A 26,732-nucleotide genomic window follows, 5' to 3' on the forward strand; every position below is an offset into this window, starting at 1 on the left:
AAGCCCCGCCTGATCACTCAGGCGGGGCTTTGGGCTAGAGCCTTGTAAGGCTTAAACCATTTTGTCGCCGACATGCAGAATCTTCATGCCGTTGGTGCCACCGATGGTGTGGTAGCTGTCGCCCTTGGTCAGGATGACCCAGTCGCCATTTTTAACAGCGCCCAGCTTGAGCAACTCGTCGATGGCAGCCTGGCTGACCTGTTCTGGCGGCAGCGAAGCCGGGTCGAACGGTACGGTGTACACGCCACGGAACATCGCGGCGCGGGCCTGGGTTTCACGGTGCGGGGAGAACGCGTAGATCGGCACCGAAGAACGGATGCGCGACATGATCAACGGCGTGTACCCGCTTTCGGTCAGGGCGATGATCGCTTTGACACCCGGGAAGTGGTTGGCGGTGTACATGGCCGCCAGTGCAATGCTTTGATCGCAGCTTTCGAAGGTTTTACCGATGCGGTGGCTGGAGGTCTTGCTGGTCGGATGCTTTTCAGCGCCGACGCAAATACGTGCCATAGCTTGTACGGCTTCCAGTGGATAGGCACCGGCAGCACTTTCGGCCGAGAGCATTACGGCGTCGGTGTAGTCGAGAACAGCGTTGGCAACGTCGGACACTTCGGCGCGAGTTGGCATCGGGTTCTGGATCATCGACTCCATCATCTGGGTCGCTACGATCACCGCTTTATTGTGGCGACGTGCGTGCAGAATGATTTTCTTCTGGATGCCCACCAGCTCTGCATCACCGATTTCAACGCCCAGGTCGCCACGGGCAACCATTACCGCGTCGCTGGCCTTGATCAGGCCGTCGAGGGTTTCGTCGTCAGCCACGGCTTCAGCGCGTTCAATCTTCGCGACCAGCCAGGCAGTACCGCCAGCCTCGTCACGCAGTTGACGGGCGTATTCCATGTCCGCAGCGTCCCGAGGGAAGGATACGGCCAGGTAGTCGACTTCCATTTCGGCAGCCAGCTTGATGTCAGCCTTGTCTTTTTCAGTCAGGGCTGGAGCGGTCAGACCGCCGCCGCGACGGTTGATGCCTTTATGGTCGGACAGCGGGCCGCCGATCAGCACGGAGCAGTGCAGGGCGTCGTCGGTGGCAGTGTCTACACGCATGACGACACGGCCGTCGTCGAGCAGCAGCTCGTCGCCCACGCCGCAGTCTTTAACCAGGTCGGGGTAGTCGATACCGACCACTTGCTGGTTGCCTTCGGTCAACGGATGGCTGGTGGAGAAGGTGAACTTGTCACCGATCTTCAGCTCGATCTTTTTGTTGGCGAATTTGGCGATACGGATTTTCGGGCCTTGCAGGTCACCCAGCAGGGCGACGAAACGACCATGCTTGGCCGCGATCTCACGGACCAGCTTGGCGCGAGCCTTGTGCTCATCGGGAGTGCCGTGGGAGAAGTTCAGACGGGCAACGTCCAGGCCAGCGAGGATCAGCTGCTCCAGCATTTCTGGTGAATTGCTGGCAGGGCCAAGTGTGGCAACAATTTTGGTTCGACGAACAGACATGCAAAGACTCCTGAGTTCAAGCGCTGCCAAAGGCTACTATGGTCTTTAGCTGTAGTCATTGTTCCTCTGCACTACTTTCTGCTTAAGTTGTGGTGCATCGGATCTGTTGCCTGAAGAATTTGACCGTGGGGTCGATACACTGTGGTGAACAGGAGATCCCCATGCGAATTGTGCTCATTTTAGTGTTGGTTGCCAGTGTGGCCGGCTGTACCCGTTGGTCGATGAATCACCATTTGAACAATGCCTACCGTGCTTATGACCGCGGCAACTGCGAAGCGGTGATGCTTGAGTTGTCCGAGGTTGACCGCGACAGTCGCAGTCGTCCGTATATCTGGCCACAAACAGCTATGCTCCGTGGGTTGTGTCTGGAACGTACGAAGTTTTACCTGGATGCGGCCCAGACCTATCAGTACATCATCAATGAATTTCCCAAGAGCGAGTACGCCTATCGGGCCAAGGCGCGGATTGAGACCCTGCGCATTCTCAAATTCATCCCGGGGCCCGGGACAACGGCTCAGGCGCTACCTGCAGTCATTCCATGATGTACGAAATTTAAACTGGTCATTTGGAGTCGGTTGACTAATATTCAACTCGTTTGAGCTTGTCATGTATTTGTGCGTATCCAATAAGGTGTAGTGCCTGGGGGCTGTGCCTCAGGCGGGCAGGGTGTTTCGAGGCGCTAGCGCGGCCATGCTGAATGGCCTTTTAAAGTGATAGTGATCATGGTTATCGAGCGGCTTATCCAGCGGCATCAACTGACGTTTTTCCTAAAAGTGTTCAATAGGTTCACGGACAAGCCCATTGGTTTTTTGGGTAATGTGTCCGAGGGTGGCCTGATGCTGATCAGTCAGCTACCGATGCTGGTGGACGCCAACTTCGAGTTTCGGCTCAAGCTTCCCGATACCGAAGGATACCCGCAGTTTATTGATCTGACGGCGCGTTGCATGTGGTGTCATGAGGATGTAACGCCTCATTATTACGACTCCGGCTTTGTCCTGTATCAGCCGCCTGCCGAATACGCGGCATTGATTACATCCCTGCAGCGCTACTTCAGTTTTCAGCCCTTGCAGGCCTCTGCCTAGCTCCAAGGCTGGTCTTGCCCGGGTTTGAGCGCCTAGACTGTTGAGGTCTACTGCTCAGGAACACCCCGTGACCTCTATTTTTTGGTACGACTACGAAACGACCGGCATTAATCCGCGCTGCGATCGAGCCGTGCAAGTGGCCGGTATCCGCACCGACCTGGAACTCAACGAGATTGATCAGCCGGTCAATCTCTACTGCCAGCCCAGCGACGACATTCTTCCTCATCCGATGGCCTGCCTGATCACGGGCATCACCCCTAGCCGCCTTGAAGACAAAGGCTTGGGCGAGGCGGAGTTCATGACCCGCACGCATGCCCAGCTGGCGCAACCCGGTACCTGTGGCGCGGGCTACAACTCGCTGCGCTTTGATGACGAGGTAACGCGCTACAGTCTGTATCGAAACTTTTTCGATCCTTATGCCCGTGAATGGCAGGGCGGCAACAGTCGCTGGGACTTGATCGATGTCGTGCGTACAGCCTACGCCCTGCGTCCTGAAGGGATCGTCTGGCCTCAGGAAGACGGGCGGGTGACGCTCAAGCTGGAGCGTTTGACGGCCGCCAACGGGATTGATCATGGTCAGGCCCACGATGCGTTGTCCGATGTGCGGGCAACCATCGCACTGGCTCGGCTGATCCGTGACAAACAACCCAAGTTATATGACTGGTTATTCCAGTTGCGCAGTAAGCAGCGCGTGCTTGATCAAGTTCGTCTGTTGCAACCGATGGTGCATATTTCGGGACGCTTTTCTGCGGCCAGACATTATGTGGGCGTGGTATTGCCGCTGGCCTGGCATCCGAAGAATCGCAATGCGCTGATTGTGTGCGATCTGCACTTTGATCCTCAGCCATTACTGGACATGGATGCCGACACTTTGCGCACAATGCTTTACACCCGTCGTGAAGATTTGCCCGAAGGTCAATTGCCGGTTCCGCTAAAGCTGATTCAGATTAATCGTTGTCCGGTGGTGGCGCCCTTGAATGTAGTGCGTGCACAGGATCAAGAGCGCTTGCAATTGGATATGCCGCTCTATCAAGCACGAGCCGCTCGCCTGAGCGAGGCACAGGAAGTTTGGAAGGATAAGTTGTCGGCCATTTATACCCGCGAAGACTTTGCCCCCAGTGAAGATCCGGAGCAGCAATTGTATGACGGCTTTTTCGGTGATCGCGATCGTCGCTTGTGTGAGCAAGTCAGACTCAGTGACCCGGAGCAGTTGGCCAACGATACATGGGCTTTTGATGATGAACGGTTACCCGAATTATTATTCCGCTACCGGGCCCGAAACTTTCCTCATACCTTGAGTGCTGAAGAAGTTGAACGCTGGCATCTGTTCTGCCAACAACGTTTGACTGATCCTGCCATGGGAGCCCCCATGACCCTGGATAACTTCATGCAGGCAGCGGACGAGCTGTCCCGCAGCGCCACGGCGGCTCAGCTAAAGCTGCTGGGCGAATGGCAGCGTTATGCACGGGAGTTGAGCCGTCGCGTTGGGCTGGATGCGTGCACGGAGAGTACGGATTAAAAAACAGGCAATAAAAAACGCCAGCAAGCTGGCGTTTTTTATTAGCGGCGCAAAAAGTGTGCGCGCGGGGTATCACTTAGTCGAGCAAAGTAGCCCAACCTTCAACCTCGTCGCTGCCCCACTTGGCTTTCCACTCTTTCAGAGTTTTGTGGTTGCCGCCTTTGGTTTCAATCACTTCACCGTTGTGCGGGTTTTTGTATTGTTTAACCTTGCGGGCACGTTTGGTGCCGGTGGTTTTAACAACACCGCGTGGTGCTTTGCTTACTTTGGACTCTGGGTCCAGAAGCGCGATGATATCGCGTAGCGATTTCTGGTATTCGCCCATCAGCGTGCGCAGTTTGCCTTCAAATTCCAGCTCGGTTTGAAGTTTGTCGTCTTCGGACAGGTTCTTCAGGCGAGCTTGCAGTTCTTTGATAGCTTCTTCTGTTGCACGGTATTCGTTGATCAAGGACATGAGGATAACCTTATGTTGAAAAGGGGTAACAGGGAGACAGTGGCGCAATAGTAGTCAGACAGTAACTGCAAGTAAACCTGTAACAGGTGATTAATTTAAAATTTTATTCATTAACTTCACCGTCTCTATATGCGCGCTCATTAAATAATGAGCGGTACAGCAGCCTTAATAACGGTGATTAATAAGGCCTGCCAGTTACACGCCAATTACAGTGCAGGCCACGTCGGTGCTGGCGTGTGGAACAGGCAGCGCGACGCCGTGGCGCAGGCAGCAGGGCGTAACGAATACTGTAGTTTTGCCGCGCACTCGCTAGAATGGCGGCCTTAGTAAAGTTTTTGGAGTTTTTCCCTCATGCGCACTTTTCGGTTGGTGATTGCGTGCCCCGACGGCGTCGGCATTGTCGCCAAGGTCAGCAATTTCCTTGCCTCCCACAATGGCTGGATCACTGAAGCGAGCCATCACTCGGACGACCAGAGCGGTTGGTTCTTTATGCGTCACGAGATTCGTGCCGATTCCCTGCCTTTCGGTCTCGAGGCATTTCGTGAGGCATTTGCCCCGATCGCCGAAGAGTTCTCGATGGAGTGGCGTATTACCGATACGGCGCAGAAAAAACGCGTGGTGTTGATGGCGAGCCGCGAATCCCACTGTTTGGCAGATCTGCTGCACCGCTGGCATAGCGATGAACTGGACTGCGATATTTCGTGCGTGATTTCCAACCACGATGACTTGCGCAGCATGGTCGAGTGGCATGGCATCCCGTTCTATCACGTCCCGGTTGACCCGAAGAACAAAGAGCCGGCATTTGCCGAGGTCTCGCGTCTGGTCAAGCATCATGATGCTGAAGTGGTGGTGCTGGCGCGCTACATGCAAATCCTGCCACCTGATCTGTGCCGTGAATATGCAGGCCAGGTCATCAACATTCACCACAGCTTCCTGCCATCGTTTGTAGGCGCCAAGCCTTATCACCAGGCATCAATGCGTGGCGTGAAACTGATCGGCGCAACGTGCCATTACGTGACTGAAGAACTGGACGCCGGCCCCATCATCGAGCAGGACGTGGTGCGCGTCAGCCACAGCGACAGTATTGAAGACATGGTTCGTTTCGGTCGTGACGTCGAGAAGATGGTGCTGGCCCGTGGCCTGCGTTATCACCTTGAAGACCGCGTGCTGGTTCATGGCAACAAGACGGTTGTGTTCTAAGCATTCACTGCACAACACGTGCGGGAGCGGGCTTGCTCGCGATGGTATCGCCTCGGTGTTTCATATGAGCCGGGTTGCCTGTATTGCAGGCAGCCAGCTCCCAAAGGTTTGCAGCAGTGCAGGGGAGGTGACATGAGTGATCCACTCGACAACGCTACATCCCGTGCACCCGCCACTGTGGGTGAAGGCTGTTTGAGTCGTTATGATCCGGATGCGCTGAGCCCGGAGGACGGCACCGATTTTGCCGATGCCGCCAGGCTTTGGGAGCAGTTGCAGCAAGCTTCAAGCGACAGGCTTGAAGCGGCTGACTGTCACTCAGATGCGGAAACTACCCACCAGTTGCTTCAAGCGGGCAGCCTGCTGTTCAAGGTCGGAACAGGCCCGAAGCGTTGACTGAAGGTTTTCAACCCCTTCCTGGTTGAGCGTATTGATTTCGGTAATGTCCATGTTGATCGACTCGACCACCGAGGTTTGCTCTTCGGTTGCCGTGGCGACGGACTGGTTCATCCCGTCGATCTCGCCAATGCGTTCGGTCACGCTGATCAGGCGCTCGCCTGCGCGGTTGGCGATTTCTACGCTGTCCTGGCTGTGACGCTGACTTTCTTCCATGGTGCTCACTGAACCGCGGGCGCTGACCTGCAACTCCTCGATCATCTTTTGTACTTGCTGCGCCGACTCCTGGGTACGGTGTGCCAGGTTGCGAACTTCATCGGCCACCACGGCAAAACCGCGCCCGGCCTCGCCAGCACGAGCCGCTTCAATGGCAGCGTTAAGCGCCAGCAGGTTGGTTTGCTGAGAAATGCTGGTGATCACTTCAAGGATCTGTCCGATGTTCACGGTCTTGTCGTTCAACGACTCGATATGACCGCTGGATGTGCCGAGCATTTGCGACAGTTTTTGCATCGAGTTGATGCTGCGTTCCACCACTTGCTGGCCTTCTTCGGCCAGGCCGCGTGCATCGCTGGCCTGGTGTGATGCCTGGGCCGCATTGCGCGCGATCTCTTGCGCGGCGGCACCCAATTCGTTGATCGCAGCTGCAACGCTGTTGGTGCGACTTGCTTGCTCGTCCGAGTTGAGCATCGATGAGTTGGATGCGCTGACGACACGCAGGGCCACTTCGTTGACCTGTTCAGTCGCCGAGGCCACTTCGCTGATCGACGAGTGAATGCGTTCGACAAAACGGTTGAACGCACTGCCCAGCATGCCGAACTCATCCTGGGACTCAACCACCAGGCGGCGCGTCAGGTCGCCTTCACCTTCGGCAATGTTCTGCATGGCACGGGTCATGACGTGCAGTGGCTGCATCAGCAGGCGAATCAGCAGGCCGAGGAGGGCAATGATCGAAACCACTGCAATCACGGTGGCAATGATGGCCGACGTTCGGAACTCGCTGAGCGCTGCGAACGCTTGTTCCTTGTCAACGGACAGGCCGATGTACCAGTTGACCGAACCCAGGCCTTTGACCGGCGCAAAGGTCACGATACGGGTTTTGCCGTCGACCTGGATCTCGCTGAACCCGGCGTTGATCGAAGGCGTGTCCTGGGGATAGACATCCTTCAGGTTTTTCGTCACCAGGGTTTTGTCCGGGTGGACCAGGATCTTGCCGTCGGCACTGATCAGAAAGGCGTAGCCCATGCCATTGAAGTTCAGGGCATTGATGCTGTCGGTAATGGTTTGCAGCGTCAGGTCGGCGCCGACGACGCCCAGGGTTTGCCCGGATTCTCTAACCGGGGCACCGATGGAAATAACCATCTGGCCGGTGGCTGCATCTATATAGGGTTCAGTCAGGCTTGAGGAGGCGCTGTTCAGCGCATCCTTGTACCAGGGGCGGGTACGCGGGTCGTAGCCGTCAGGCATTTTGCTGTCAGGGCGAATGGTAAAGCCGCCCTGGCTGTCACCAAAATAAACGGCCATAAACGTACTGCTCAGGGTTTTTTGCTCCAGCAGGTTCGCCACCTGGGCGGGCTCTGGAGTGAGGGCGATGGATTCGGCGAGGTTTTGCGCCAGCAGAATCCGGCCTCCCAGCCATGTCTGTATGTTGTTGGCCGTGACGCTGCCCATTTCGTGCAGGTAGCTGTCCAGGTTGTGGCGGATGGCATTGCGTTGCAAGTAGTCGTTGTACAGCGTAAATAGCGAAAAGGCGGCTATTACGATCAGGGACGCGGCAAGCAGGATTTTATGGCTGAAACGCAGGTTTTTATTCATGGCTTGAAGGGTCCGCTAAGGTCTAAAAGTGTGAGGCATACACTCTGGTAAAACGCGCGTGCTACACATCACCGCCTTAACCGGGCAGGTTGAGTGTTCATCAAGGCGCTTTACGACGCTAAATCCGGTTTTTTCTGGTCTAGCATTCAAGGTGTATCGACCCGCGATCGCGAAAGATTAATCAAAGGTGGCAAAATGCCTGACTCTTCTGCTCTAGTACTCGGTGCCGACCTTTCGGGTCAGCCCATCGCTCAGTCCTTGCGCCTTGCCAACCGGCACGGGCTGGTGGCGGGTGCCACGGGGACGGGTAAAACCGTGACTCTCCAACGTTTGGCCGAACAGTTCAGCGATGCCGGAGTTGCAGTCTTTGCCGCTGACATCAAGGGCGATCTGTGCGGTTTGGGCGCGGCCGGCAACCCCCAGGGGAAAATCGCGGAGCGGATTGCGGGAATGCCGTGGCTCAATTACCAGCCCAAGGCGTATCCGGTGACCTTGTGGGATATCCAGGGCAAGACCGGTCATCCGTTGCGTACAACCTTGAGTGAAATGGGGCCGTTGCTGTTAGGCAGCCTGCTGGAGCTGACCGATAGCCAGCAGTCGGCGCTCTATGCAGCCTTCAAGGTGGCGGATCGTGAAGGGTTGTTGTTGCTCGACCTCAAAGACCTGAAGGCGCTCCTCAATCATCTGCGTGATAACCCTCAAATATTGGGCGATGACGCCGCCCTGATGACCACCGGCTCAAGTCAGGCCCTGTTGCGGCGTCTGGCAACCCTCGAACAGCAGGGTGCTGAAGCCCTGTTCGGGGAGCCGGCACTGCAACTCGAAGATATTTTGCAGCCTGCCAGTGACGGTCGCGGGCAGATTCATCTGCTTGATGCCAGTCGCTTGGTTCATGAAGCGCCAAAGGTGTACGCAACCTTTCTGCTGTGGCTGTTGGCGGAGCTTTTCGAGCAACTGCCCGAGCGCGGCGACGCGGACAAACCCCTGCTGGCGCTGTTTTTTGACGAGGCGCACCTGCTGTTTGCCGGGACGCCAAAAGCGTTGCAGGATCGCTTGGAACAAGTCGTACGCCTGATCCGTTCCAAGGGTGTCGGGGTGTATTTTGTCACTCAATCGCCTGCGGACTTGCCGGATACGGTGCTCGCGCAGTTGGGGCTGCGTATCCAGCATGGCCTGCGGGCCTTTACGGCCAAGGAGCAGAAGTCCCTGAAGGCCGTGGCTGACGGATTTCGTCCGAATCCGGCGTTTAATGCGTTGGCGGTACTGACAGAGCTGGGTACAGGGGAGGCGCTGGTGGGCATGCTTGAAGAAAAAGGCACGCCAGCCATGGTCCAGCGCGTACTGATTGCGCCACCGCAATCGCGTATTGGTCCGTTGACTGAAGCCGAGCGCGAGGCCTTGATTCGCGGTTCTGCGCTGCAGGGGCGATACGACAAGCCTGTGGATCGGGAGTCGGCGTACGAGATTCTCATGGCCCGCAAGGGCGTGGCGCCGCAAGACCAGGCGCAGACACAGGCTGCGCCGCACGAGCCGGGGTTTCTGGATCAGGCGGGAGACTTTCTGGGTTCGACCGCAGGCAAGGCGCTGCAGTCGATGGCGCGCCAGGCGGCCAGCCAGATGGGGCGCCAGTTGGTTCGGGGGCTGCTGGGGTCGTTGTTGGGCAGCAGCAAGCGCAAGTAAAACGGTGGGAGCGGGTCAGGGTTTAGGTCGTGCGTGACTCGCCAGGCGCTCAAGGGCGGCGCGCAAGGCCGGGTCGGTAATGCCGTCGGCCGTTGCCTGGATGGTCTGGGCGGCATCCTCGGATAAATCCAGCGTATGCCCCGCAACCTTGGCCTGCACTGTGGGCGGCTGCACTTTGAAGAGAATCCGGGTCAGGCTGGCGAACTCGTCAAATGCCTGCAGTTGGCGCAGCAGGCGTTTTTGCTGATAGCGCAGGCGAGTGGCCCAGTGGCCGTCAGTCACGATTAGCAACAGGTTGCCTTCACGCCACGAAGCGACGTGGCAATGCTCGCGTGCGGCTGGCTGGAGCTGGCTTTCAAGCAAGCGCTGCAGGTGCGCCAGACGCTTTGCATGACCAAAAATGGCTTTTAGGGGCTTGGCCTCGCGGAGCAGAACGGAGGGTGCCCGTGCTGGATGTGGGCGAAATGCCATGTTCAAACACCTGAGAAAGCAGAGCCGCAATCTTAGCAGAAACCGCCGGTTTCACTCGCTCAGATCGAGGTTCATGAACATTTATTCATGAAATCAATGAGTAACTTCTTGTTCTTATGCCTTGAAGTTCAGCAAAAAGCCCTTATTTTATGTAAGCCCCTTCACAACGCTGTACCAGTATCGTGGAATAACGCCACTTTCCTCACCGCCGTTTCCGGGTAGAATGCTCGTTCGCATGCGGCCATCAGGGCTGCTCGGGCGACTCTCGGGGCCGCCCTCCATCCCTATGTGTGGAAGATCCTGCCGATATGTTTGCGCCTTTGTTAAAGAAACTTTTTGGAAGCAAGAACGAGCGCGAAGTTAAACGCATGCTCAAGACAGTACAGGTCGTCAATTCCTTCGAAGAGCAGATGGTTGCCCTGACCGATGAGCAATTGCGCGCCAAGACCCAAGAGTTCAAGGCCCGCATAGCCAAAGGTGAGACCCTCGACCAACTGTTGCCGGAAGCTTTCGCGGTATGCCGTGAGGCAGGCAAGCGTGTCATGGGCATGCGCCACTTCGACGTTCAGTTGATCGGCGGCATGACCTTGCACGAAGGCAAGATCGCTGAAATGCGTACTGGTGAAGGCAAGACCTTGGTCGCGACCCTTGGGGTTTACCTCAACGCGCTGTCGGGTAAAGGCGTTCACGTCATCACCGTGAACGACTATCTGGCTCGCCGCGATGCCAACTGGATGCGTCCTCTTTACGAATTCCTGGGCCTGACAGTCGGTGTTGTAACGCCGTTCCAGCCGCCTCAAGAGAAGCGTGAAGCCTACGCCGCCGACATCACGTACGGTACCAACAACGAGTTTGGCTTCGATTACCTGCGCGACAACATGGCTTTCAGCATGGAAGAAAAATTCCAGCGCGAGCTTAATTTCGCCGTGATCGACGAAGTCGACTCCATCCTGATCGATGAAGCCCGTACTCCGCTGATCATCTCCGGTCAGGCCGAAGACAGTTCCAAGCTGTACACCGAAATCAACAAACTGATCCCGCGCCTTGAGATGCACATCGAGGAAGTCGAAGGTGAAGTTACCAAGGCAGGTCATTTCACCATTGATGAAAAGACTCGCCAGGTAGAACTGAACGAAGCCGGTCACCAGTTCGTTGAAGACATGCTGACCCAGATCGGCTTGCTCGCAGAAGGCGAGAGCCTGTATTCGGCACACAACCTGGGCCTGTTGACCCATGTGTACGCCGCGCTGCGTGCTCACAAGCTGTTCAATCGCAACATTGAATACATCGTTGAAGACGGTCAGGTATTGCTGGTCGACGAACACACTGGCCGTACCATGCCGGGTCGTCGTTTGTCCGAAGGCCTGCACCAGGCTATCGAAGCGAAGGAAGGCCTGAATATTCAGGCAGAGAGCCAGACCCTGGCTACGACCACCTTCCAGAACTACTTCCGTCTGTACAACAAGCTGTCGGGCATGACCGGTACTGCGGACACCGAAGCGTTTGAATTCCACCAGATCTATGGTCTGTCGGTGATGGTTATCCCGCCGAACAAGCCACTGGCGCGCAAGGACTTCAACGACCTGGTGTTCCTCACCGCCGATGAGAAGTACGCGGCGATTGTGGCTGACATCAAGGACTGCATGGCCAAAGGCCGTCCAGTGCTGGTGGGTACAGCGACCATCGAAACCTCCGAGCACATGTCCAACCTTCTGAACAAGGAAGGTATTGAGCACAAGGTTCTGAACGCCAAGTTCCACGAAAAAGAAGCCGAGATCATTGCCCAGGCCGGTCGTCCGGGTGCGCTGACCATCGCTACCAACATGGCGGGTCGTGGTACTGACATCCTGTTGGGCGGCAACTGGGAAGTGGAAGTCGCCTCCCTGGAAGATCCGACGCCTGAGCAGATCGCACAGATCAAGGCCGATTGGCAAAAGCGTCACCAGCAAGTGCTGGAGTCGGGTGGCCTGCATGTGATCGCTTCCGAGCGTCACGAATCGCGCCGTATCGACAACCAGTTGCGTGGTCGCGCCGGTCGTCAGGGTGACGCAGGTTCCAGTCGTTTCTACCTGTCGCTTGAAGACAGCCTGATGCGCATCTTTGCCTCTGATCGGGTGAAGAACTTCATGAAAGCCCTGGGCATGCAGTCTGGCGAAGCGATTGAGCACCGCATGGTGACCAACGCGATCGAAAAGGCGCAGCGCAAGGTTGAAGGTCGCAACTTCGACATTCGTAAGCAATTGCTGGAGTTCGATGACGTCAACAACGAACAGCGTAAAGTGATTTATCACATGCGTAACACGTTGCTGGCAGCCGACAACATCGGTGAAACCATCGCAGACTTCCGCAAGGACGTTCTCGACAGCACCATCAGCGCTCACATTCCGCCGCAATCGTTGCCGGAGCAGTGGGACGTCAAAGGCCTGGAAGCTGCCATCGAAAGCGGCTTTGGCGTGAAATTGCCGATCCAGCAATGGCTCGACGAAGATGATCACCTGTACGAAGAAACCCTGCGCGAGAAGCTGCTGAACGAGCTGATTGCTGCCTACAGCGAAAAAGAAGATCAGGCCGGTGCTGAAGCGCTGCGCACGTTCGAGAAACAAATTGTTCTGCGCGTACTGGATGACCTGTGGAAAGACCACCTGTCGACCATGGATCACCTGCGTCACGGTATCCACTTGCGCGGTTATGCACAGAAGAACCCGAAGCAGGAGTACAAGCGGGAGTCGTTCAACCTGTTCTCCGAGCTGCTTGATTCGATCAAGCGCGATTCGATTCGTGTGTTGTCACATGTACAGGTTCGTCGCGAAGACCCTGAAGCCGAAGAAGCACGCCTGCGTCAGGAAGCTGAAGACCTGGCTTCGCGTTTGCAGTTCCAGCATGCCGAAGCGCCGGGCCTTGATCAGCCAGACGCATTGGCCAAGGTGCTGGAAGGCGCCGATGTGGCTGGCGTGGTTGCCGAGCCTGCTCGTAACGAGCCAAAGCTGGGTCGCAACGAACTCTGCTACTGCGGCTCGGGCAAGAAATACAAGCACTGTCACGGGCAAATCAACTAAAGCCCGCTTCAACTGCTGAAACACCTGCGCCGCGACCGGCATTAGCCGTCGCGGCGTTTTACCATTGAATTCCCGTCCCTTTGCGGCGGCGCACAACACTTATTTAGGAGCGCGTCATGGCTGTTGGTCTTGGTCCTTTGCCTACTTTGCACCCGGTGGCCGGTTTTGAACTGGGTATAGCTTCAGCCGGTATCAAGCGTCCAGGGCGCAAGGATGTGGTGGTTATGCGCTGCGCTGAAGGCTCAAGCGTGGCGGGTGTATTCACCCTGAATGCGTTCTGCGCCGCGCCTGTCATCCTGGCCAAGCAGCGTGTGCAAGGCCCGGTGCGGTACTTGCTGACCAACACGGGCAATGCCAATGCGGGCACAGGTGAGCCAGGGCTGATTGCGGCAACCCGTACCTGCGACAAACTGGCCGAGCTGACGGGCGTGCCCGCCAGTGCCGTGCTTCCGTACTCCACCGGTGTGATCGGTGAGCCGCTGCCGGTTGAGAAAATCGAAGGTGCATTGCAAGCCGCTCTGGACGATCTGTCCGAAAATAATTGGGCGCAGGCTGCAACCGGCATCATGACCACTGACACCTTGCCCAAAGGTGCCAGCCGTCAGTTCGAACACGAAGGCGTAACCATCACTGTTACGGGCATCAGCAAAGGTGCAGGGATGATTCGTCCCAATATGGCCACCATGCTGGGCTACATCGCAACCGACGCCAAGGTTGCCCGCGATGTGCTGCAAAACCTGCTGCTCGACGGCGCGAACAAGTCGTTCAACCGCATTACGATCGATGGTGATACATCGACCAACGACTGCTGCATGTTGATTGCTACGGGTAAAGCGGCTTTGCCTGAAATCACCGAGGCCAGCGGCCCACTGTTTGCTGCGTTGAAACAGGCAGTGCTGGAAGTCTGCATGGACGTGGCGCAGGCCATCGTGCGCGATGGCGAAGGCGCAACCAAGTTTGTCACTGTTGAAGTGAATGGCGGCGGTAATCATCAGGAATGCCTGGACGTCGGCTACACCGTTGCCCATTCGCCGCTGATCAAGACCGCGTTGTTTGCTTCCGATCCTAACTGGGGCCGCATCCTGGCCGCTGTGGGCCGTGCTGGCGTGCCGGATCTGGACGTGAGCAAGATTGATGTGTTCCTGGGTGAGGTGTGCATTGCCAGTGGTGGCGCACGTTCGGCCACTTACACTGAAGAGCAGGGTTCTGCAGTGATGGCCCGTGAAGAAATCACCATCCGTATCGAATTGGGGCGTGGTGCTTGCAGCGAGACCATCTGGACGACGGACTTGTCCCACGAGTACGTGAAAATCAACGCCGAATACCGTACCTGAGTCGTCTCGACATTGCGGGCCTGTCAGTCGCCTCGGCGCTGATGGGCCCGTAATACCCCCGCTTTATCAGCTCTCCCTTTTCTCAAGGTGCCTATCTATGAGCTTTCACCTGATCATTGGCGACAAGTTGCATTCATCGTGGTCCCTGCGCGCCGCGCTGGCGCTGGATCTGGCGGGTGCACCGTACACCGAGACGCTGATCAAGCTGGGCCAGCCTGATACCCGGGCACTTATTCTCCAACACTCGGCAACGGGAAAAGTACCGCTGCTGAAGACCGTACACGGCACCATCGCTGATTCGCTGGCTATCGCGGAATACCTGAATGAGTGTTTTCCGGCCGCTCGACTGTGGCCGGAAGATGTCGCTGCGCGGGCTCAGGCCAGATCGGCGTGCGCGCAAATGCACAGCGGATTTTTTGGTTTGCGGAGCAATCTGCCATTTGATTTGAGTCGTGATCAGGCGCTGCTCTCCATGCCTGCCGAGGCCCAGGCCGATATCGACAGGATGAGCGCGCTGTGGGCAGAGTGCCGCGCAGTGGCGACCGAAAGCGGGCCTTATCTGTTCGGTCGATCCAGTGTGGCCGATGCTTTTTTTGCTCCGGTGGCTGTTCGCCTGCGAACTTACCGCGTTGCGCTGTCAGCTGAAGATGAAGCTTATATCGACGCCATTTACCAATGGCCCGCGTTCAAAGCCTGGCAACAGGCCGGATTAGAGGAAGTACAAGGGTGAAACGAGTTCATGTGGCTGCGGCCGTTATCCGGGGCACTGACGGGAAGATTCTGATCGCTCGTCGCGCTGATTCTCAGCATCAAGGCGGCCTGTGGGAGTTTCCAGGCGGCAAGGTTGAGGCTGGGGAGTCGGTCGAGGCTGCACTGGGTCGTGAGTTGAAGGAAGAGTTGGGCATTGTGGTTCAGGCTGCTCGGCCTTTGATCAAGGTTCAACATGATTACCCGGACAAGCATGTTCTGCTGGATGTGTGGGAGGTTTCAGCGTTCACCGGTGAACCTCATGGTGCAGAAGGCCAGCCATTGGCTTGGGTAAGCCCGCGCGAGTTGGCGCAATACGCGTTCCCTGAGGCTAACCAGCCGATTGTTACGGCTGCCCGTTTGCCCGATCAATACCTGATCACTCCGGATGGTCTTGAAACCCCTGAGCTGTTGCGCGGTATCCAGAAGGCAATTGCCGGTGGCATTAAATTGGTTTCGCTGCGTGCGCCCAATGGATATGACCCCAAGTACCGGGATTTGGCGGTAGATGCGACCGGTTTGTGTGCAGGCAAGGCGCAACTGATGCTCAAGGGGCCGCTGGAGTGGTTGGGAGACTTTCCTTCGGCGGGCTGGCATCTGACCGCTGCGCAATTGCGCAAGTACGCCGCCAAGGGTAGGCCGTTGCCTAAAGACCGCTGGTTGGCAGCCTCATGCCATAACGCTGAAGAGTTGATGCTGGCCGAGCAGATGGATGTGGACTTCGTGACCCTGTCGCCGGTTCTGCCGACGCAGACTCACCCTGATACGCCACCGCTGGGCTGGGAGCAGGCGCAACAATTGATCGCCAATTTCAGTAAGCCGGTGTTTTTGCTGGGCGGGCTGGGACCTGATGATCGTCAGCAGGTGTGGACTATCGGTGCACAGGGCGTTGCCGGAATTCGGGCGTTCTGGCCACAGGTCTAAATAATTGCGCAAGCTCTTGTGGGAGCGGCGTACCGCCGCTCCCACACGTGCTGAACTCGACTGTCAAACCCCCGGCTTTGCTGCCGCTTGCCAGAGGATCTCTGCAATTCCCTGACGCTTGGCAATCAAGCGTGCCGCAACAAACAGCACGTCAGACAAACGATTGATATAAGCCAATCCAACGCCCGCCAGGGGCTCCAGCGCATTGAGCTGTTGGCAGCGGCGTTCGGCGCTGCGTGCCAGGCTGCGGCAAACATGGGCTTGGGCGATCAGACTCGAACCACCGGGCAAAATGAAGTTCTCAAGCGGGCCCAACTCTTCGTTCCAGCGATCAATCGCGGCTTCAAGCCGCTCGATTTCGACCTTGTCGAGAGCCTGATACTCGGGCATCGCCAATTCCCCTCCCAGGTCAAACAATCGATGCTGGCAGGGTTCAAGTACTTCGATCAACTCGATGAGGCCAGGGGTCTGTTCGCTGTGCTCGATGAGCCCGGCCAGGAGCAGGCCCACCTGACTGTTCAGCGTGTCGACCTCGCCGATGGCTTCTATGCGGGGGTGATCCTTGGGTACGCGGCGGCCATCGCCGAGCCCTGTTTCGCCCTTGTCGCCGGTGCGAGTGTAAATTTTCGATAAGCGAAAGCCCATGTTTACAGTTCCACCTTGGTTGATTCGGGGTAGGTCATCGGGTTGCCGGTTAAAGGCAGGCGCAGGGTAAAGCAAGTGCCTTGCCCCTGGGTTGAGTGCACTTCCATTTGGCCCTTGTGGTTGTTGGTAATGATGAAGTACGACACGGACAGGCCCAGCCCCGTGCCCTGGCCAACTTCCTTGGTGGTGAAAAACGGCTCGAAAATTCGTTTGCGCACAGGCTCCGGCATCCCGATACCATTGTCTTCAATCTGAATCTCGGCCCATGGCGGATTCAGTCTGGTGCGCAGAATGATACGCCCTGGCTCGCTCTTGTCGGTACGTTGATGAATGGCCTGGGCGGCATTTTTCAACAAATTGAGCAGCACCTGCTCCAGCTCGTTGGGGATGCCGGGTACCGGGCCGAGCTGTGGGTCGAACTGGCGGATGATGGCCTGGCCCTTGAAGTCAAAGCCAATGGCCAGGTCAAAATCATTGCTGGCAATGTCCAGGGCTTGATCAATGAGTGCCGATAAATCGCAGGGGCTCATTTGCCGGTTGCTGCGGCGGCTGAAGCTGAGCATGTGGGTCACGATTTTGGCTGCGCGGGCCCCGGCCTGCTGGATGCCGTCAAGCAACTGCGGGATCTCTCGTGCCTGCAGGTAGTGATTGACCACGTCCAGGTCAATGCCGGTCTGCTCGGCTTGCTCGATATTCCTTGGCAGGTCGCTCGACAGGCGTCTGCGAATGTTCTGCACGTTATGCAGGATAGCGCCCAAGGGGTTGTTGATCTCATGGGCCATGCCGGCAGCGAGTCCGCCTACGGAGAGCATCTTCTCCGACTGCACCATCATGTCTTCCAGTGACAGTCGCTGGGTAATGTCATCGATGCGGATCACGACGCCGCGTCCGGCACCGCCCATGAGCGGGTAAAAGGTCAGGGCGTAGTGGTGAGCGTCTTCGCCCTGTCCCCAGGTGACGCGTTCAATTTTTGTTACCCGGTGGTGCTCAATCGTGTCCTTGAGCTGTGGCAGGAAGGGTTTCAAGGGTTCGAAGGCCAGGTAAATGGGCTTGCTCATGGCATCGTCCAATGGCGTGCCGGACAGGGCGCTGGCTTCCTGATTCCATTGGGTGACATAGAGTTCTTCGTCCAACGCGATCAGGGCCGAAGGCATGGAGTCGATGATGCAATTGAGGTAGTTCTGAAATCCGGTGAGTTTTTTCTCTATTTTGCTACGAACTTGTACTTCGAGCTCCAGCTTGCGATTGGCATGACGGGTTTCTTCGGCCAGTGCCTGAGCTTGGTCGTAGGCTTCACGGGCTTCGTCTCGGGCGCGCTTGAGTTCCTGGTCACGCACTTCAATGCGCGAGAGCATGGTGTTGAATGCTCTGGCCAAGCTGCCGATTTCGTCGTTGTTGCCTGGCGCTGCGCGTAATGCGTAGTTTTCTTCGCGACTGACCTGGCGCGACAGCTCTTCAAGGCGGTGGATGGGCTGGGTGATCAGGCGCTTGATCTGGCGTGCCACCACGAACCACAGCAAAATGCTGAACACCAGAATGCCCAGGCTGGCCGTCAGCGTGCCGGTGTAGAAGGCCATGGGCAGCTCGCTGCTGGCGATCAACAGCAGGTGCCCGGGTGGTTGGTCACCGTGGTGCAGGCGTGTGACTTGATGGCTGCGCAGTTCGGTGAGGCTCCAGGCTTCAATCTGGCGATAGTGCTCGGGGAGCGGGAGGTGTTCACCGTGTTGCAACTGCACCAGCAGGTTTCCTGAGCTGTCATAAATCGCGGCAGCGCGAAGGGGGGCGTAGCTGCCGATTTCATTGAGCAGGGATTTTGCGCTCTGCGGTGAATCCAGCGCATGAGCGATCAGGTCAGGATTTGAAGTCAGTTGCCCCAGTGTTTGCAGGGCTTGCGGGGCGGTACTTTCGTGGGAAATCCAGTACGCGACACTGATGAACGTCAAATTGGCAACCAGCATGACGGCAGCCAGCAAGACGAGCAGGGCGGCCAGCAACTTCTGGCCTACCGGTAGGTTTTCAAGGCGCTGGCGCAAGGGCATGGAGTGGCCGCTTAGATTAAGAAGATGCTGGCAGGGTAGCGCGCCCCTCAGTTACAGGGCAATCCGCGCTGCTGCAGGTGTTCAGTCAATCGCTGGTGCAGGTGCTGCAGGTGTGGGACGGCGAACTGGCTGCTGCGGGCTGCTTCGCAGGCATATCCGAGCAGGTAGCTGATTTCGGTACGGCGGCCGTGGGCAACATCCTGGTGCATGGAGGAGTAGTTGTTGGCAGTGGCCCGGATAACGCGATCCACTTCAGTGGCCAAGCCGACCGCGGCACCGGCTTGACCGCAGTGCTCAAGCAGAGCGCTGAGCTCTGCGCAGAGGGTGTGCACTTCGGCGCTGTGTGCTTGCAGCCCGCCATTACGGCAGTCGTAGAGAACCGTCAGGGGATTGATTGCACAGTTGAGTGCCAGCTTGCGCCACAAGCGGCTCAGGATGTTCGGGCTCCATTCGTGATCAATGCCGCTGCGCTGAAGTTCATCAAGCCATTGCGCGATGGTGCCTTGATCGGCATCACCCAGCCACGTGTGACCCCGGCCGGCAAATACCACGCGCCAATCACCATCACGAAAGGCGCCTTCGGTGCTGGAGGCGAAGATGCAGCGAATGTGTGGCACAAGGGCCGCGACGGCCTGTTGGCTGCCGAGGCCGTTTTGCAGCAGGATTATTTCTGCGTCCGGGGTAAGCCGAGCGGCAATTTGCGCGACGGCCTGTTGCGCGTCATAGGCTTTGCAGGTGACCAGCAGGCGCTGAATCGGCTCGCCGTTTTCAGGAATTTGCGCGCGGATGTTCCATTTTTGCGACTCTTCGCCTTCAATCAGAGTCAAACCCCGGGCTGCTTTGTACGCTTGCAGGCGTTCGCAGTTGCGCACGATGAGCTTCACTGGCAAGCCGGCCCGTGCCAGTCGAGTAGCCCACAGCATGCCCATGCTTCCTGCGCCGAGAACGTGCCAGGTGGTACTCGCCCGGGCAGGCACGTCGGAGTGGGTGTGTGGCAGGGCCGAATTTCGCATGTGAGCTCGCAAGTGAATGAAGTCGAAGAACCGCTATAATGCCCGCGCATTTTAACTGTCAGGTCAGGCGTGCTCCATCTGTGTTGAGCGCGCCCTTTATTATTGGAGAAAATTACATGCCGTCGTTCGACGTGGTATCCGAACTGGACAAGCACGAAGTCACCAACGCCGTCGAGAACGCCGTCAAGGAACTGGATCGTCGTTATGACCTCAAGGGTAAAGGCACTTTTGAGTTCAAGGAGAAGGATCTGACGGTCAATCTGACCGCTGAAGCCGACTTCCAGCTGGAAGCAATGATCGAGATCCTCAAGTTGGCACTGGTCAAGCGCAAGATCGACGTTCAATGCCTTGAGGTCAAGGATGCCTATGCTTCGGGCAAATTGATGAAGCAGGAAGCGGTGCTCAAGGAAGGCATTGATAAAGAGCTGGCGAAGAAAATCGTTGCTCACGTCAAGGATGCCAAGCTCAAGGTTCAGGCTGCCATTCAGGGCGAGCAAGTACGCATCACCGGCAAGAAACGCGATGACCTGCAGGATGCGATTGCAGCGCTGCGTGCCAAGACGTTCGACATGCCACTGCAGTTCAACAATTTTCGCGACTGATCACGGGCCCAGGGAACCAATGACGCGCATTGCCGTCCGAAATTTCCTGGGCGCGGCGCAAGCGGTTTGGCGACCACGGTTGCCTTATCGTTTTGCTGAATAAATGACGGCGTCGAGTTTTGTCGCGAGGAGATGTAAATGGATTTGAACACTGAAGTGGATCAGTTGATCAAGGCCTCCCAGGCCTGGATCCCCATGATCATGGAATACGGCAGCCGTGTGCTGCTGGCAGTGGTTACGCTGGCGGTGGGCTGGTGGCTGATCAACCGTTTGACTACCAAGATTGGCCAGTTGCTGGCGCTGAGAAAGGCAGACCTGGCGTTGCAGGGCTTTATCAGCAACCTCGCCAATATCATTCTCAAGATACTGCTGGTTGTCAGTGTCGCGTCAATGATCGGTATCCAGACCACGTCGTTTGTCGCGGCCATTGGTGCGGCAGGTCTGGCCATTGGTCTGGCGTTGCAGGGCAGTCTGGCGAACTTTGCGGGTGGGGTACTGATTCTGCTGTTCCGTCCGTTCAAGATCGGTGACTGGATCGAAGCGCAAGGCGTAAGCGGTACTGTGGACAGTATTCAGATCTTCCACACCGTGTTGCGCACCGGTGACAACAAAACTGTCATCGTGCCAAACGGCAACCTGTCCAACGGCATCATCACCAACTACAACCGTCAACCGACGCGCAAAGTGGTATTTGATGTGGGTGTGGACTACGAGGCGGATCTTCAAAAGGTCCGTGAAGTGTTGCTGGCGCTGGCCGATGACCCTCGCGTCCTGAAAGAACCGGCTCCAGTTGTTGTGGTCACGGCCTTGGGTGATAGTGCGATCACCATGTCGTTGCGTGTATGGGTCAATACCCCGGATTATTGGGATGTCCTGTTTATGCTCAACGAACATTCCCGCGATCGCTTGAAGGCTCAGGGCGTGGATATTCCTTTTCCGCAACGAGTGGTTCGTGTGGTTCAGGAAGTCGCTGCGCAGTAAGGTCAGAGATGGCACCTGACAATCGAGTCGGGTGTGAGTAAACATTAAAGGGGCTAAATGCCCCTTTAATTGTTTTTGTACCTTGTGAAGGTAGTTGCAGATGTTCGGCGGTCAATTTGGCGATTGATAATTAGTTGCATTTATAGTTATTAGTTAGCTTGCTATATAACTGAACTTTTATTCAGGCAAATAAAAAGCCACGCCCTGAGACAGGAGCGTGGCTTTCACTAAACACGGTATATGTAACTATCGCCCGAAGGCCATGATTACAAGATGTTCAGCGGGTATTCAGCAATCAGGCGGAAGTCGTTGACATCGTTGCCGTTGTTGCTGGTGGTGCGATAGATCGCGCTACGCAGACGGAAAGACAAGTCTTTGGCCGGGCCTTCTTGCAATACGTACTTGGTTTCGAAGTCAAATTCGTGCTCTTTGCCTTCGCCGTCAGTCGTGGAGATGTTATCGCCTTTAACGTAGCGAGCCATGAAGCTCAGGCCTGGAACGCCGTAGCTGGTCATGTTCAGGTCGTAGCGACCCTGCCAGGAGCGTTCGTCGCGCTGGTTGAAGTCGGAGTACTGTACGGAGTTGGCGAGGAAGATACTGCCGCCGCCGTCGATGCCGTAGTTGTAAGCGCTGTCACCGGTGGAGCGCTGGTGAGCAATGGTGAACTTGTGAGCGCCGAGGCTGTAAGCAGCCGCCAAGCTCCAGATCTTGTTGTCCACGTTGCCCAGCAGTTCCTTGCCATCGCTGGTTGTTTTATAGCCGTTGAAGTCGAAGTTCAGGGCCTGAGACTCTGCGATAGGCAGGGTGTAGTTCAGGTTGATGTACTGCTTCTTGAAGTAGTCTTCAACGTCGGATGCTGCCACGCCACCAACAAAGTTGTCAGTGAATTGGTAGGTTGCGCCGGCAATGTTGGCAGCGGTCAGGCCTGGCTGGCCTTTGCCATTGATGCTGTCGCGTGCCATGCCAGTCTGCGAGCTCAGCGCGGTGAAGCGACCTGCGCTCAGCTCCAGGCCTTTGATTTCCTTGCTGGTGATCAGGGTGCCGGTAGCAACCTCTGGCAGCAGACGGCTATCGTCGGTGGAGAAAACCGGGCTGGCTACGAATTGGTTGCCGTATTTCAGTTCAGTGTCGGAAACGCGGAATTTGACAGCCCCGCCGATTTTCGACTGGGTATCTTCCGGAGAACCGTCGCTCTTGGTGGCGAACAGGCCGTTGCCTTGACGGCCAGCGCCGCCGTCCAGGCGTGCTGTGCCCATGGCGAAAGCGTCAACACCGACACCGATGGTGCCCTGGGTGAAGCCGGACTGGTAGTTAAGCAGTTCGCTCAGGCCCCAATCTTCGCGGTAGCCGCTTTTGAAGCCGCCGGTTGGCTTGGCGATGTTGCCAGCGCCGTTACGGAAATCACGGTTCATGTACAGCATGCGGGTTTTAGAAGTCAGAGTGCTGTCTTCGATGAAACCTTTGGCGTCGTCCTGGGAGGAGGCCATTGCGAACTGAGTAGTACCGGCTGAAACAGCCAGGGCGATTATGCTCCACTTCATCACGCGCATCGTGATTTGCTCCTTTGGTTTTTAGGAAGAGTACTGCCGTCCCACCTGAAATTATTATCTGGGCGGCTCTTTCTTTTTGTGTCGGCGCAAACTTATATCACGCCGACAATGTTGGCGATACTTGCTCTCATAAGCTTTCAGCTTCTTTACAGGCATGTCGCAAATAGCACCCTACATGTCGCAAGCGCGCAGCGTTATGCCGTGTTTCAGCATCTAAATCAGTGTTGTTTTCAGCGTTTGGCATATGGGTGAATCCAGGCTGCCTACAATGAAAACTCCAATTTCCTACGGACCAGCTATTGTTATTTATCGTCAGGCTACTGCATTCCGGCTGAAGCCTATCGACTATGTAAATGCTCTATGCAACAAGCATGCTCAAAAAGCAGTGGTGATGAAAAATAAATAATTTTGTTCGTTTTCGAGCTATGAGGCCTGATCTTGCTTGGGTCGAACGGCGATAAGAGCGCCCTTGGCGTGTTCTTTTTCGTCGCAAGAAGGCGTTCCTGCTAAAAAAACGCGCTTAAAACGTTACCGGTTAACACCTAATGGGGTGGTAAGTGACGTTTTGGCGCACTAAAAGCATTCGTTTTGTGCAGTTTTGGTGCACAAGTGTCCGTGTGCTGTTGATTGAGCGTCCATTGCTCTCTTTTCGTGTGCGCATCCGCGGATGTCGGCGTGATGCAGGAGTCGATCAAGGGTATCCTTCGCGCCTGTCACCTGGCTGGCGCTGAGTCTCATCGCACGCTGAGTTTAAAAGAACGGTAAAGAGGAGAGCTCCCAGTGTTCGCTTTGGATACACGCCTTCATGAGGATACCTGGCTCATAGGGGATTTCCCCTTGTGCCGCTTGCTGCTGTCCAACGATTCGAATTACCCCTGGTTTATTCTGGTGCCACGGCGCGAGGGTATAACCGAATTGTTTCAACTGGATGACTCTGAGCAGCAGATGATGTGGGCTGAGACGACCGCTCTGGCGCGAGTACTGAAAGGGTTGTTTGGTGCGGACAAAATGAATGTCGCCACGCTGGGTAACGTGGTGAGTCAATTGCACATGCACGTGATTGTTCGTTATCAGACTGACGTGGCATGGCCGGGGCCGGTGTGGGGCAAGCATCCTGCCAAACCCTATACGCAGGCTGATGTAAATGCTGTCCGGGGCAGGCTGGCGTCGGTTCTTGATGCAGGCTTTACTTTTTCGGAGGGTTGATTATGACGCTTGAATCGCGAGTGATGGACCTTGAGAGTCGTTTGGCTTTTCAGGATGACACCATTCAGGCATTGAATGATGTACTGGTAATGCAGCAAAACGCGGTAGATCGTTTGCAAATGCAAATGGCTGCCTTGCTCAAGCGCCAGGAAGAAATGGGCGGGCAGTTCGAGTCGTTCGAAGAGGAAGCCCCGCCGCCGCACTATTAAGTCATTTTGTGCAGGCAAAAAAAACCGCGATACAGCTTGGCTGATCGCGGTTTTTTTACGCTTGAATCAACGTCGCGGCAGTGCTGCGATCACATCTTCAGCTTGCAGGCCCTTGTCGCGGTTCATGACAGAGAACTCAACGCGCTGCCCTTCCACCAGAACACGGTGGCCTTCGCCGCGGATGGCGCGAAAGTGCACAAAAATATCATCCCCGGAATCTCGGGAGATAAAGCCAAAACCTTTCGAGGTATTGAACCACTTGACCGTCCCTGTATCACGGTTGGTCATGTCATAGCTTTGTGAGGAGGATGACGGTGATGATTTATAGAAGCTGACGGTCAGATGAAGCAGCACGGCAATGACTGCAGGAGTCAGGCCAAGCAATACTGCAGGTTGATCACCGATCGGCAGCAGAAGGCCGAACAGAGTCAGTGTTTGCAGGACAACGGACAGCACCAGCAGGGCGCTGACCAGATTCTGCAGTTGGTGACGCGGGCCTTTGTTCCAGAATGGAATGACTGGAGCCAGTGTCAGGTTCAGCAGGCCAAGAAAAGCCAGGTAAAGGGCATCAGGGTGTTGGAGGTAAGGTAGCGCTTCGGATTGCAGGCTGGGAATAAAGGACAGCAGCAAAGCCGCTGCACCCGTTAGCAGGTGGACGATTTTCAACATTTCAATGACTCACATTAAGATGGATCGCAAGGAAGAGCTGATTGCACACGGTTCGCTTCAAAAAAAGTGGAGGCGCCGGACACGTGTACACATCAGCCTATGCGCCCTCGATAGAGGCTGGAAGAGGGCGACACGCTGCCAATTTAACAGTAAAGCTTGGGCCTACTCAAATTAAGCGTATGGAGCTATCTGTGAGCGAGGTTACTGGAGGATGCCTAGGCAAAATCTGTTTTTAGCGAAAACCTTGTCCTAGACGCATGTAGTCCTCTTTCTGCGTGTGGCCGCAGTGGTGCTCTCAGAAGGTTGTTGAGACCGCTATTGTCCGGGGCGTTGTGTTGGAGACCGTTGGTCGTTAATTTTTTGTGCTTTTTGCAGTCGCTAATGTTCATGGTGCGGGTATTTCTGTTCGCGTGCGGTTTAGGTGGGCTGGATGTGTACGGTTATATGCAGGGGTATTTGTAAGTCGAGGTGGAAGTGGAAATCTCGGTGGTTGACACACTAATGGAAGTGCAAGTTGGTGTGATACCTGATCAGGCTTTAGGCATATTCCCGTGTCTGTTGGCGAGTATGCATAGAGGGGAGTGGCCAAGAACATTAGTGGGTTTGGAAGTTGTGTACTCTGTCCGGGTTCTGCTATTTGGTTTCAGGTGCACATCTCTGCGTAATCACGACGCCCGCGTCGTTGGCTCAAGGCTTGAGGCTGCTCGTATTCGCCGCTCGGACCGAGAGCGCTCCTACAGGCTTGAGGGTCTGGTCCGCTGGATAAGGATTTTTACATATCGTTTGATGGAGTGTGTTCTGCACAAAATCTTTCATTAATTCTAGTGTTTCGCAATGGAGTGCTCTGGATATGAGGCGATTGATTCGGCAAGAAAGCGTCAGGGGAAAACTACTGCAGAGAGTTGGGGTTGATCCCGTGATACTTGATTTTGGCATGACGTTGGCTCAGCCACTTTCGCGGTCGGTCAGGTTAAATGGTTTTGCCACCTGTTTGCGACTTGAGGAAGTATATTGGGAGGTGCTATCTGATATTTCGCGACTTAATGACTGCTCGGTAAATACGTTGTTGTCGTATATCGACCGCGAAGTGCATTTGCGTTATGGGGGGGTAAGAAATTTCAGCGGGCTCATTCGAGTTGTCTGTGTGATGCATTTATTGAAGAGGGCGCGCGACTCCCGTGAGGGAGTGCAAAACCAGGTGGTCATGGGGTGAGGCAGGGTGCTCGGCTGGGGGAGGACGTTCGGTGTCTTGTAATCGCTCGATATTTATGATGCATTTAGGGGCTTCTGGCTGCTCATGCGGCTGCAATGGCTCGATTTACCAGATATAATCTCGCCCTTTGCTGTGTGGCCCTCTTTAAGGGTTGCCGCTAACGGATTGTCGAGACACGCCAATGCCCATGTACGATTACCAGTGCGCTTCCTGTGGTCATCAGCTGGAAGCCATTCAAAAGATCAGCGCTTCGCCGCTGGTTGATTGTCCAGCCTGTCAGGCCCCTGAATTGAAAAAAATGCTGTCCATGCCAGGTTTTCGCCTCAGCGGTACAGGCTGGTATGAAACAGACTTCAAGACAGGCTCGAAAAAGAATCTGGCAGGCGGCGATAAATCCGACTGAGACTGAGCGAAAGCAGTCAGAACACAA

Annotated in this window: 26 protein-coding genes and 1 pseudogene; 17 read left to right on the forward strand and 10 right to left on the reverse strand. The window is 56.0% G+C overall.

Features of this window, described 5'->3' with window-relative positions; all coding sequences use genetic code 11:
- Nucleotides 1-51 precede the first annotated feature (51 nt).
- A complete protein-coding gene (pyk, locus tag KO536_RS12800) occupies nucleotides 52-1,503 on the reverse strand; it encodes a pyruvate kinase (RefSeq protein ID WP_133077375.1) in 1,452 nt (483 codons plus the stop codon).
- Nucleotides 1,504-1,664: 161 nt separating this feature from the next.
- Between pyk and KO536_RS12805 the strand changes: the two genes are divergently transcribed.
- The 3 genes from KO536_RS12805 to sbcB all read left to right on the forward strand — a co-directional run bounded on the left by KO536_RS12805 (nucleotide 1,665) and on the right by sbcB (nucleotide 4,104).
- The gene (locus tag KO536_RS12805; protein WP_133077376.1) at nucleotides 1,665-2,045 is read left to right on the forward strand and encodes a tetratricopeptide repeat protein; all 381 of its coding nucleotides are present in this window, start codon (nucleotides 1,665-1,667) and stop codon (nucleotides 2,043-2,045) included.
- 180 nt (nucleotides 2,046-2,225) lie between these two features.
- A complete protein-coding gene (locus KO536_RS12810; RefSeq protein WP_133077377.1) occupies nucleotides 2,226-2,585 on the forward strand; it encodes a PilZ domain-containing protein in 360 nt (119 codons plus the stop codon).
- Between the two features lie 67 nt (nucleotides 2,586-2,652).
- Nucleotides 2,653-4,104, forward strand: coding sequence for an exodeoxyribonuclease I (gene sbcB / locus KO536_RS12815; RefSeq protein ID WP_133077378.1), 1,452 nt, complete (start codon nucleotides 2,653-2,655; stop codon nucleotides 4,102-4,104).
- 76 nt (nucleotides 4,105-4,180) lie between these two features.
- Here sbcB and mvaT read toward each other — a convergent pair whose 3' ends face one another.
- Entirely contained in the window at nucleotides 4,181-4,558 is a 378-nt protein-coding gene (mvaT, locus tag KO536_RS12820; RefSeq protein ID WP_133077379.1) for a histone-like nucleoid-structuring protein MvaT, read from the reverse strand.
- 351 nt (nucleotides 4,559-4,909) lie between these two features.
- Between mvaT and purU the strand changes: the two genes are divergently transcribed.
- Both purU and KO536_RS12830 read left to right on the forward strand, forming a co-directional pair.
- A complete protein-coding gene (gene purU, locus KO536_RS12825) occupies nucleotides 4,910-5,758 on the forward strand; it encodes a formyltetrahydrofolate deformylase (RefSeq protein ID WP_016782207.1) in 849 nt (282 codons plus the stop codon).
- 132 nt (nucleotides 5,759-5,890) lie between these two features.
- Nucleotides 5,891-6,151 (forward strand): hypothetical protein, encoded by a 261-nt coding sequence (locus KO536_RS12830; protein ID WP_133077380.1) that lies wholly within the window; start codon nucleotides 5,891-5,893, stop codon nucleotides 6,149-6,151.
- Here KO536_RS12830 and KO536_RS24545 read toward each other — a convergent pair.
- Nucleotides 6,074-6,838 (reverse strand): methyl-accepting chemotaxis protein, encoded by a 765-nt coding sequence (locus tag KO536_RS24545; protein ID WP_374105705.1) that lies wholly within the window; start codon nucleotides 6,836-6,838, stop codon nucleotides 6,074-6,076. The two genes, KO536_RS12830 and KO536_RS24545, sit on opposite strands and share 78 nt — an antisense overlap.
- 93 nt (nucleotides 6,839-6,931) lie before the next feature.
- Nucleotides 6,932-7,963 (reverse strand): annotated as a pseudogene (locus tag KO536_RS24550) (cache domain-containing protein); the annotation flags it as partial.
- Nucleotides 7,964-8,158: 195 nt separating this feature from the next.
- Between KO536_RS24550 and KO536_RS12840 the strand changes: the two are divergent.
- The gene (locus KO536_RS12840; protein WP_133077382.1) at nucleotides 8,159-9,643 is read left to right on the forward strand and encodes a helicase HerA-like domain-containing protein; all 1,485 of its coding nucleotides are present in this window, start codon (nucleotides 8,159-8,161) and stop codon (nucleotides 9,641-9,643) included.
- A 15-nt stretch (nucleotides 9,644-9,658) separates the two neighbouring features.
- Here the strand turns inward: KO536_RS12840 and KO536_RS12845 are convergent, their stop codons facing one another.
- Complete coding sequence (locus KO536_RS12845) at nucleotides 9,659-10,114, reverse strand: DUF721 domain-containing protein (protein ID WP_133077383.1); 456 nt, start codon at nucleotides 10,112-10,114, stop codon at nucleotides 9,659-9,661.
- A gap of 308 nt (nucleotides 10,115-10,422) precedes the next feature.
- Between KO536_RS12845 and secA the strand changes: the two genes are divergently transcribed.
- The 4 genes from secA (at nucleotide 10,423) to KO536_RS12865 (ending at nucleotide 16,175) form a co-directional block, all read left to right on the forward strand.
- On the forward strand, nucleotides 10,423-13,170 hold the full coding sequence (gene secA / locus KO536_RS12850) for a preprotein translocase subunit SecA (protein WP_219262062.1): 2,748 nt from the start codon (nucleotides 10,423-10,425) through the stop codon (nucleotides 13,168-13,170).
- 116 nt (nucleotides 13,171-13,286) lie between these two features.
- Nucleotides 13,287-14,504, forward strand: coding sequence for a bifunctional glutamate N-acetyltransferase/amino-acid acetyltransferase ArgJ (argJ, locus tag KO536_RS12855; protein ID WP_133077385.1), 1,218 nt, complete (start codon nucleotides 13,287-13,289; stop codon nucleotides 14,502-14,504).
- Nucleotides 14,505-14,601: 97 nt separating this feature from the next.
- Nucleotides 14,602-15,234, forward strand: a complete 633-nt coding sequence (locus KO536_RS12860; RefSeq protein ID WP_133077386.1) for a glutathione S-transferase — start codon at nucleotides 14,602-14,604, stop codon at nucleotides 15,232-15,234.
- Nucleotides 15,231-16,175 carry a Nudix family hydrolase gene (locus tag KO536_RS12865; RefSeq protein WP_219262063.1) on the forward strand — a complete coding sequence of 315 codons (945 nt, stop codon included), beginning with the start codon at nucleotides 15,231-15,233 and terminating at the stop codon, nucleotides 16,173-16,175. The genes KO536_RS12860 and KO536_RS12865 overlap by 4 nt, the downstream gene beginning before the upstream one ends.
- Before the next feature lie 63 nt (nucleotides 16,176-16,238).
- Here KO536_RS12865 and KO536_RS12870 read toward each other — a convergent pair whose 3' ends face one another.
- Genes KO536_RS12870 through KO536_RS12880 form a run of 3 tightly spaced genes read right to left on the reverse strand, consistent with a single transcriptional unit; the run spans nucleotide 16,239 to nucleotide 19,872 of the window.
- Nucleotides 16,239-16,820, reverse strand: coding sequence for a cob(I)yrinic acid a,c-diamide adenosyltransferase (locus KO536_RS12870; RefSeq protein WP_133077388.1), 582 nt, complete (start codon nucleotides 16,818-16,820; stop codon nucleotides 16,239-16,241).
- 2 nt (nucleotides 16,821-16,822) lie between these two features.
- Nucleotides 16,823-18,859, reverse strand: a complete 2,037-nt coding sequence (locus KO536_RS12875) for an ATP-binding protein (RefSeq protein WP_133077389.1) — start codon at nucleotides 18,857-18,859, stop codon at nucleotides 16,823-16,825.
- A gap of 47 nt (nucleotides 18,860-18,906) precedes the next feature.
- Nucleotides 18,907-19,872, reverse strand: a complete 966-nt coding sequence (locus KO536_RS12880; protein WP_219262064.1) for a putative 2-dehydropantoate 2-reductase — start codon at nucleotides 19,870-19,872, stop codon at nucleotides 18,907-18,909.
- Nucleotides 19,873-19,988: 116 nt separating this feature from the next.
- Here KO536_RS12880 and KO536_RS12885 point away from each other — a divergent pair, with 116 nt between their 5' ends.
- Nucleotides 19,989-20,474 (forward strand): YajQ family cyclic di-GMP-binding protein, encoded by a 486-nt coding sequence (locus KO536_RS12885; protein WP_019823277.1) that lies wholly within the window; start codon nucleotides 19,989-19,991, stop codon nucleotides 20,472-20,474.
- A gap of 138 nt (nucleotides 20,475-20,612) precedes the next feature.
- Nucleotides 20,613-21,455, forward strand: coding sequence for a mechanosensitive ion channel family protein (locus tag KO536_RS12890; RefSeq protein ID WP_019823275.1), 843 nt, complete (start codon nucleotides 20,613-20,615; stop codon nucleotides 21,453-21,455).
- Between the two features lie 266 nt (nucleotides 21,456-21,721).
- Here the strand turns inward: KO536_RS12890 and KO536_RS12895 are convergent, their stop codons facing one another.
- A complete protein-coding gene (locus KO536_RS12895; protein WP_133077391.1) occupies nucleotides 21,722-23,005 on the reverse strand; it encodes an OprD family porin in 1,284 nt (427 codons plus the stop codon).
- A gap of 268 nt (nucleotides 23,006-23,273) precedes the next feature.
- On the opposite strand from KO536_RS12895, the gene KO536_RS12900 reads away from it, so the two are divergent.
- The 3 genes from KO536_RS12900 to KO536_RS12910 all read left to right on the forward strand — a co-directional run bounded on the left by KO536_RS12900 (nucleotide 23,274) and on the right by KO536_RS12910 (nucleotide 24,420).
- The gene (locus KO536_RS12900) at nucleotides 23,274-23,411 is read left to right on the forward strand and encodes a hypothetical protein (protein ID WP_219262065.1); all 138 of its coding nucleotides are present in this window, start codon (nucleotides 23,274-23,276) and stop codon (nucleotides 23,409-23,411) included.
- Nucleotides 23,412-23,785: 374 nt separating this feature from the next.
- A complete protein-coding gene (locus tag KO536_RS12905) occupies nucleotides 23,786-24,211 on the forward strand; it encodes an HIT domain-containing protein (RefSeq protein ID WP_219262066.1) in 426 nt (141 codons plus the stop codon).
- A 2-nt stretch (nucleotides 24,212-24,213) separates the two neighbouring features.
- Complete coding sequence (locus KO536_RS12910) at nucleotides 24,214-24,420, forward strand: SlyX family protein (protein ID WP_133077393.1); 207 nt, start codon at nucleotides 24,214-24,216, stop codon at nucleotides 24,418-24,420.
- A gap of 66 nt (nucleotides 24,421-24,486) precedes the next feature.
- Here KO536_RS12910 and KO536_RS24450 read toward each other — a convergent pair whose 3' ends face one another.
- A complete protein-coding gene (locus KO536_RS24450; RefSeq protein WP_133077394.1) occupies nucleotides 24,487-25,089 on the reverse strand; it encodes a cold-shock protein in 603 nt (200 codons plus the stop codon).
- 850 nt (nucleotides 25,090-25,939) lie between these two features.
- Here KO536_RS24450 and KO536_RS12920 point away from each other — a divergent pair.
- Both KO536_RS12920 and KO536_RS12925 read left to right on the forward strand, forming a co-directional pair.
- Complete coding sequence (locus KO536_RS12920) at nucleotides 25,940-26,302, forward strand: ribbon-helix-helix domain-containing protein (RefSeq protein WP_133077395.1); 363 nt, start codon at nucleotides 25,940-25,942, stop codon at nucleotides 26,300-26,302.
- A gap of 181 nt (nucleotides 26,303-26,483) precedes the next feature.
- Nucleotides 26,484-26,705 carry an FmdB family zinc ribbon protein gene (locus KO536_RS12925; protein ID WP_019823263.1) on the forward strand — a complete coding sequence of 74 codons (222 nt, stop codon included), beginning with the start codon at nucleotides 26,484-26,486 and terminating at the stop codon, nucleotides 26,703-26,705.
- The last annotated feature ends 27 nt before the right edge of the window (nucleotides 26,706-26,732 follow it).

The sequence above is a fragment of the Pseudomonas sp. NKUCC02_KPG genome, from assembly GCF_019345465.1.
Lineage (GTDB): Bacteria > Pseudomonadota > Gammaproteobacteria > Pseudomonadales > Pseudomonadaceae > Aquipseudomonas.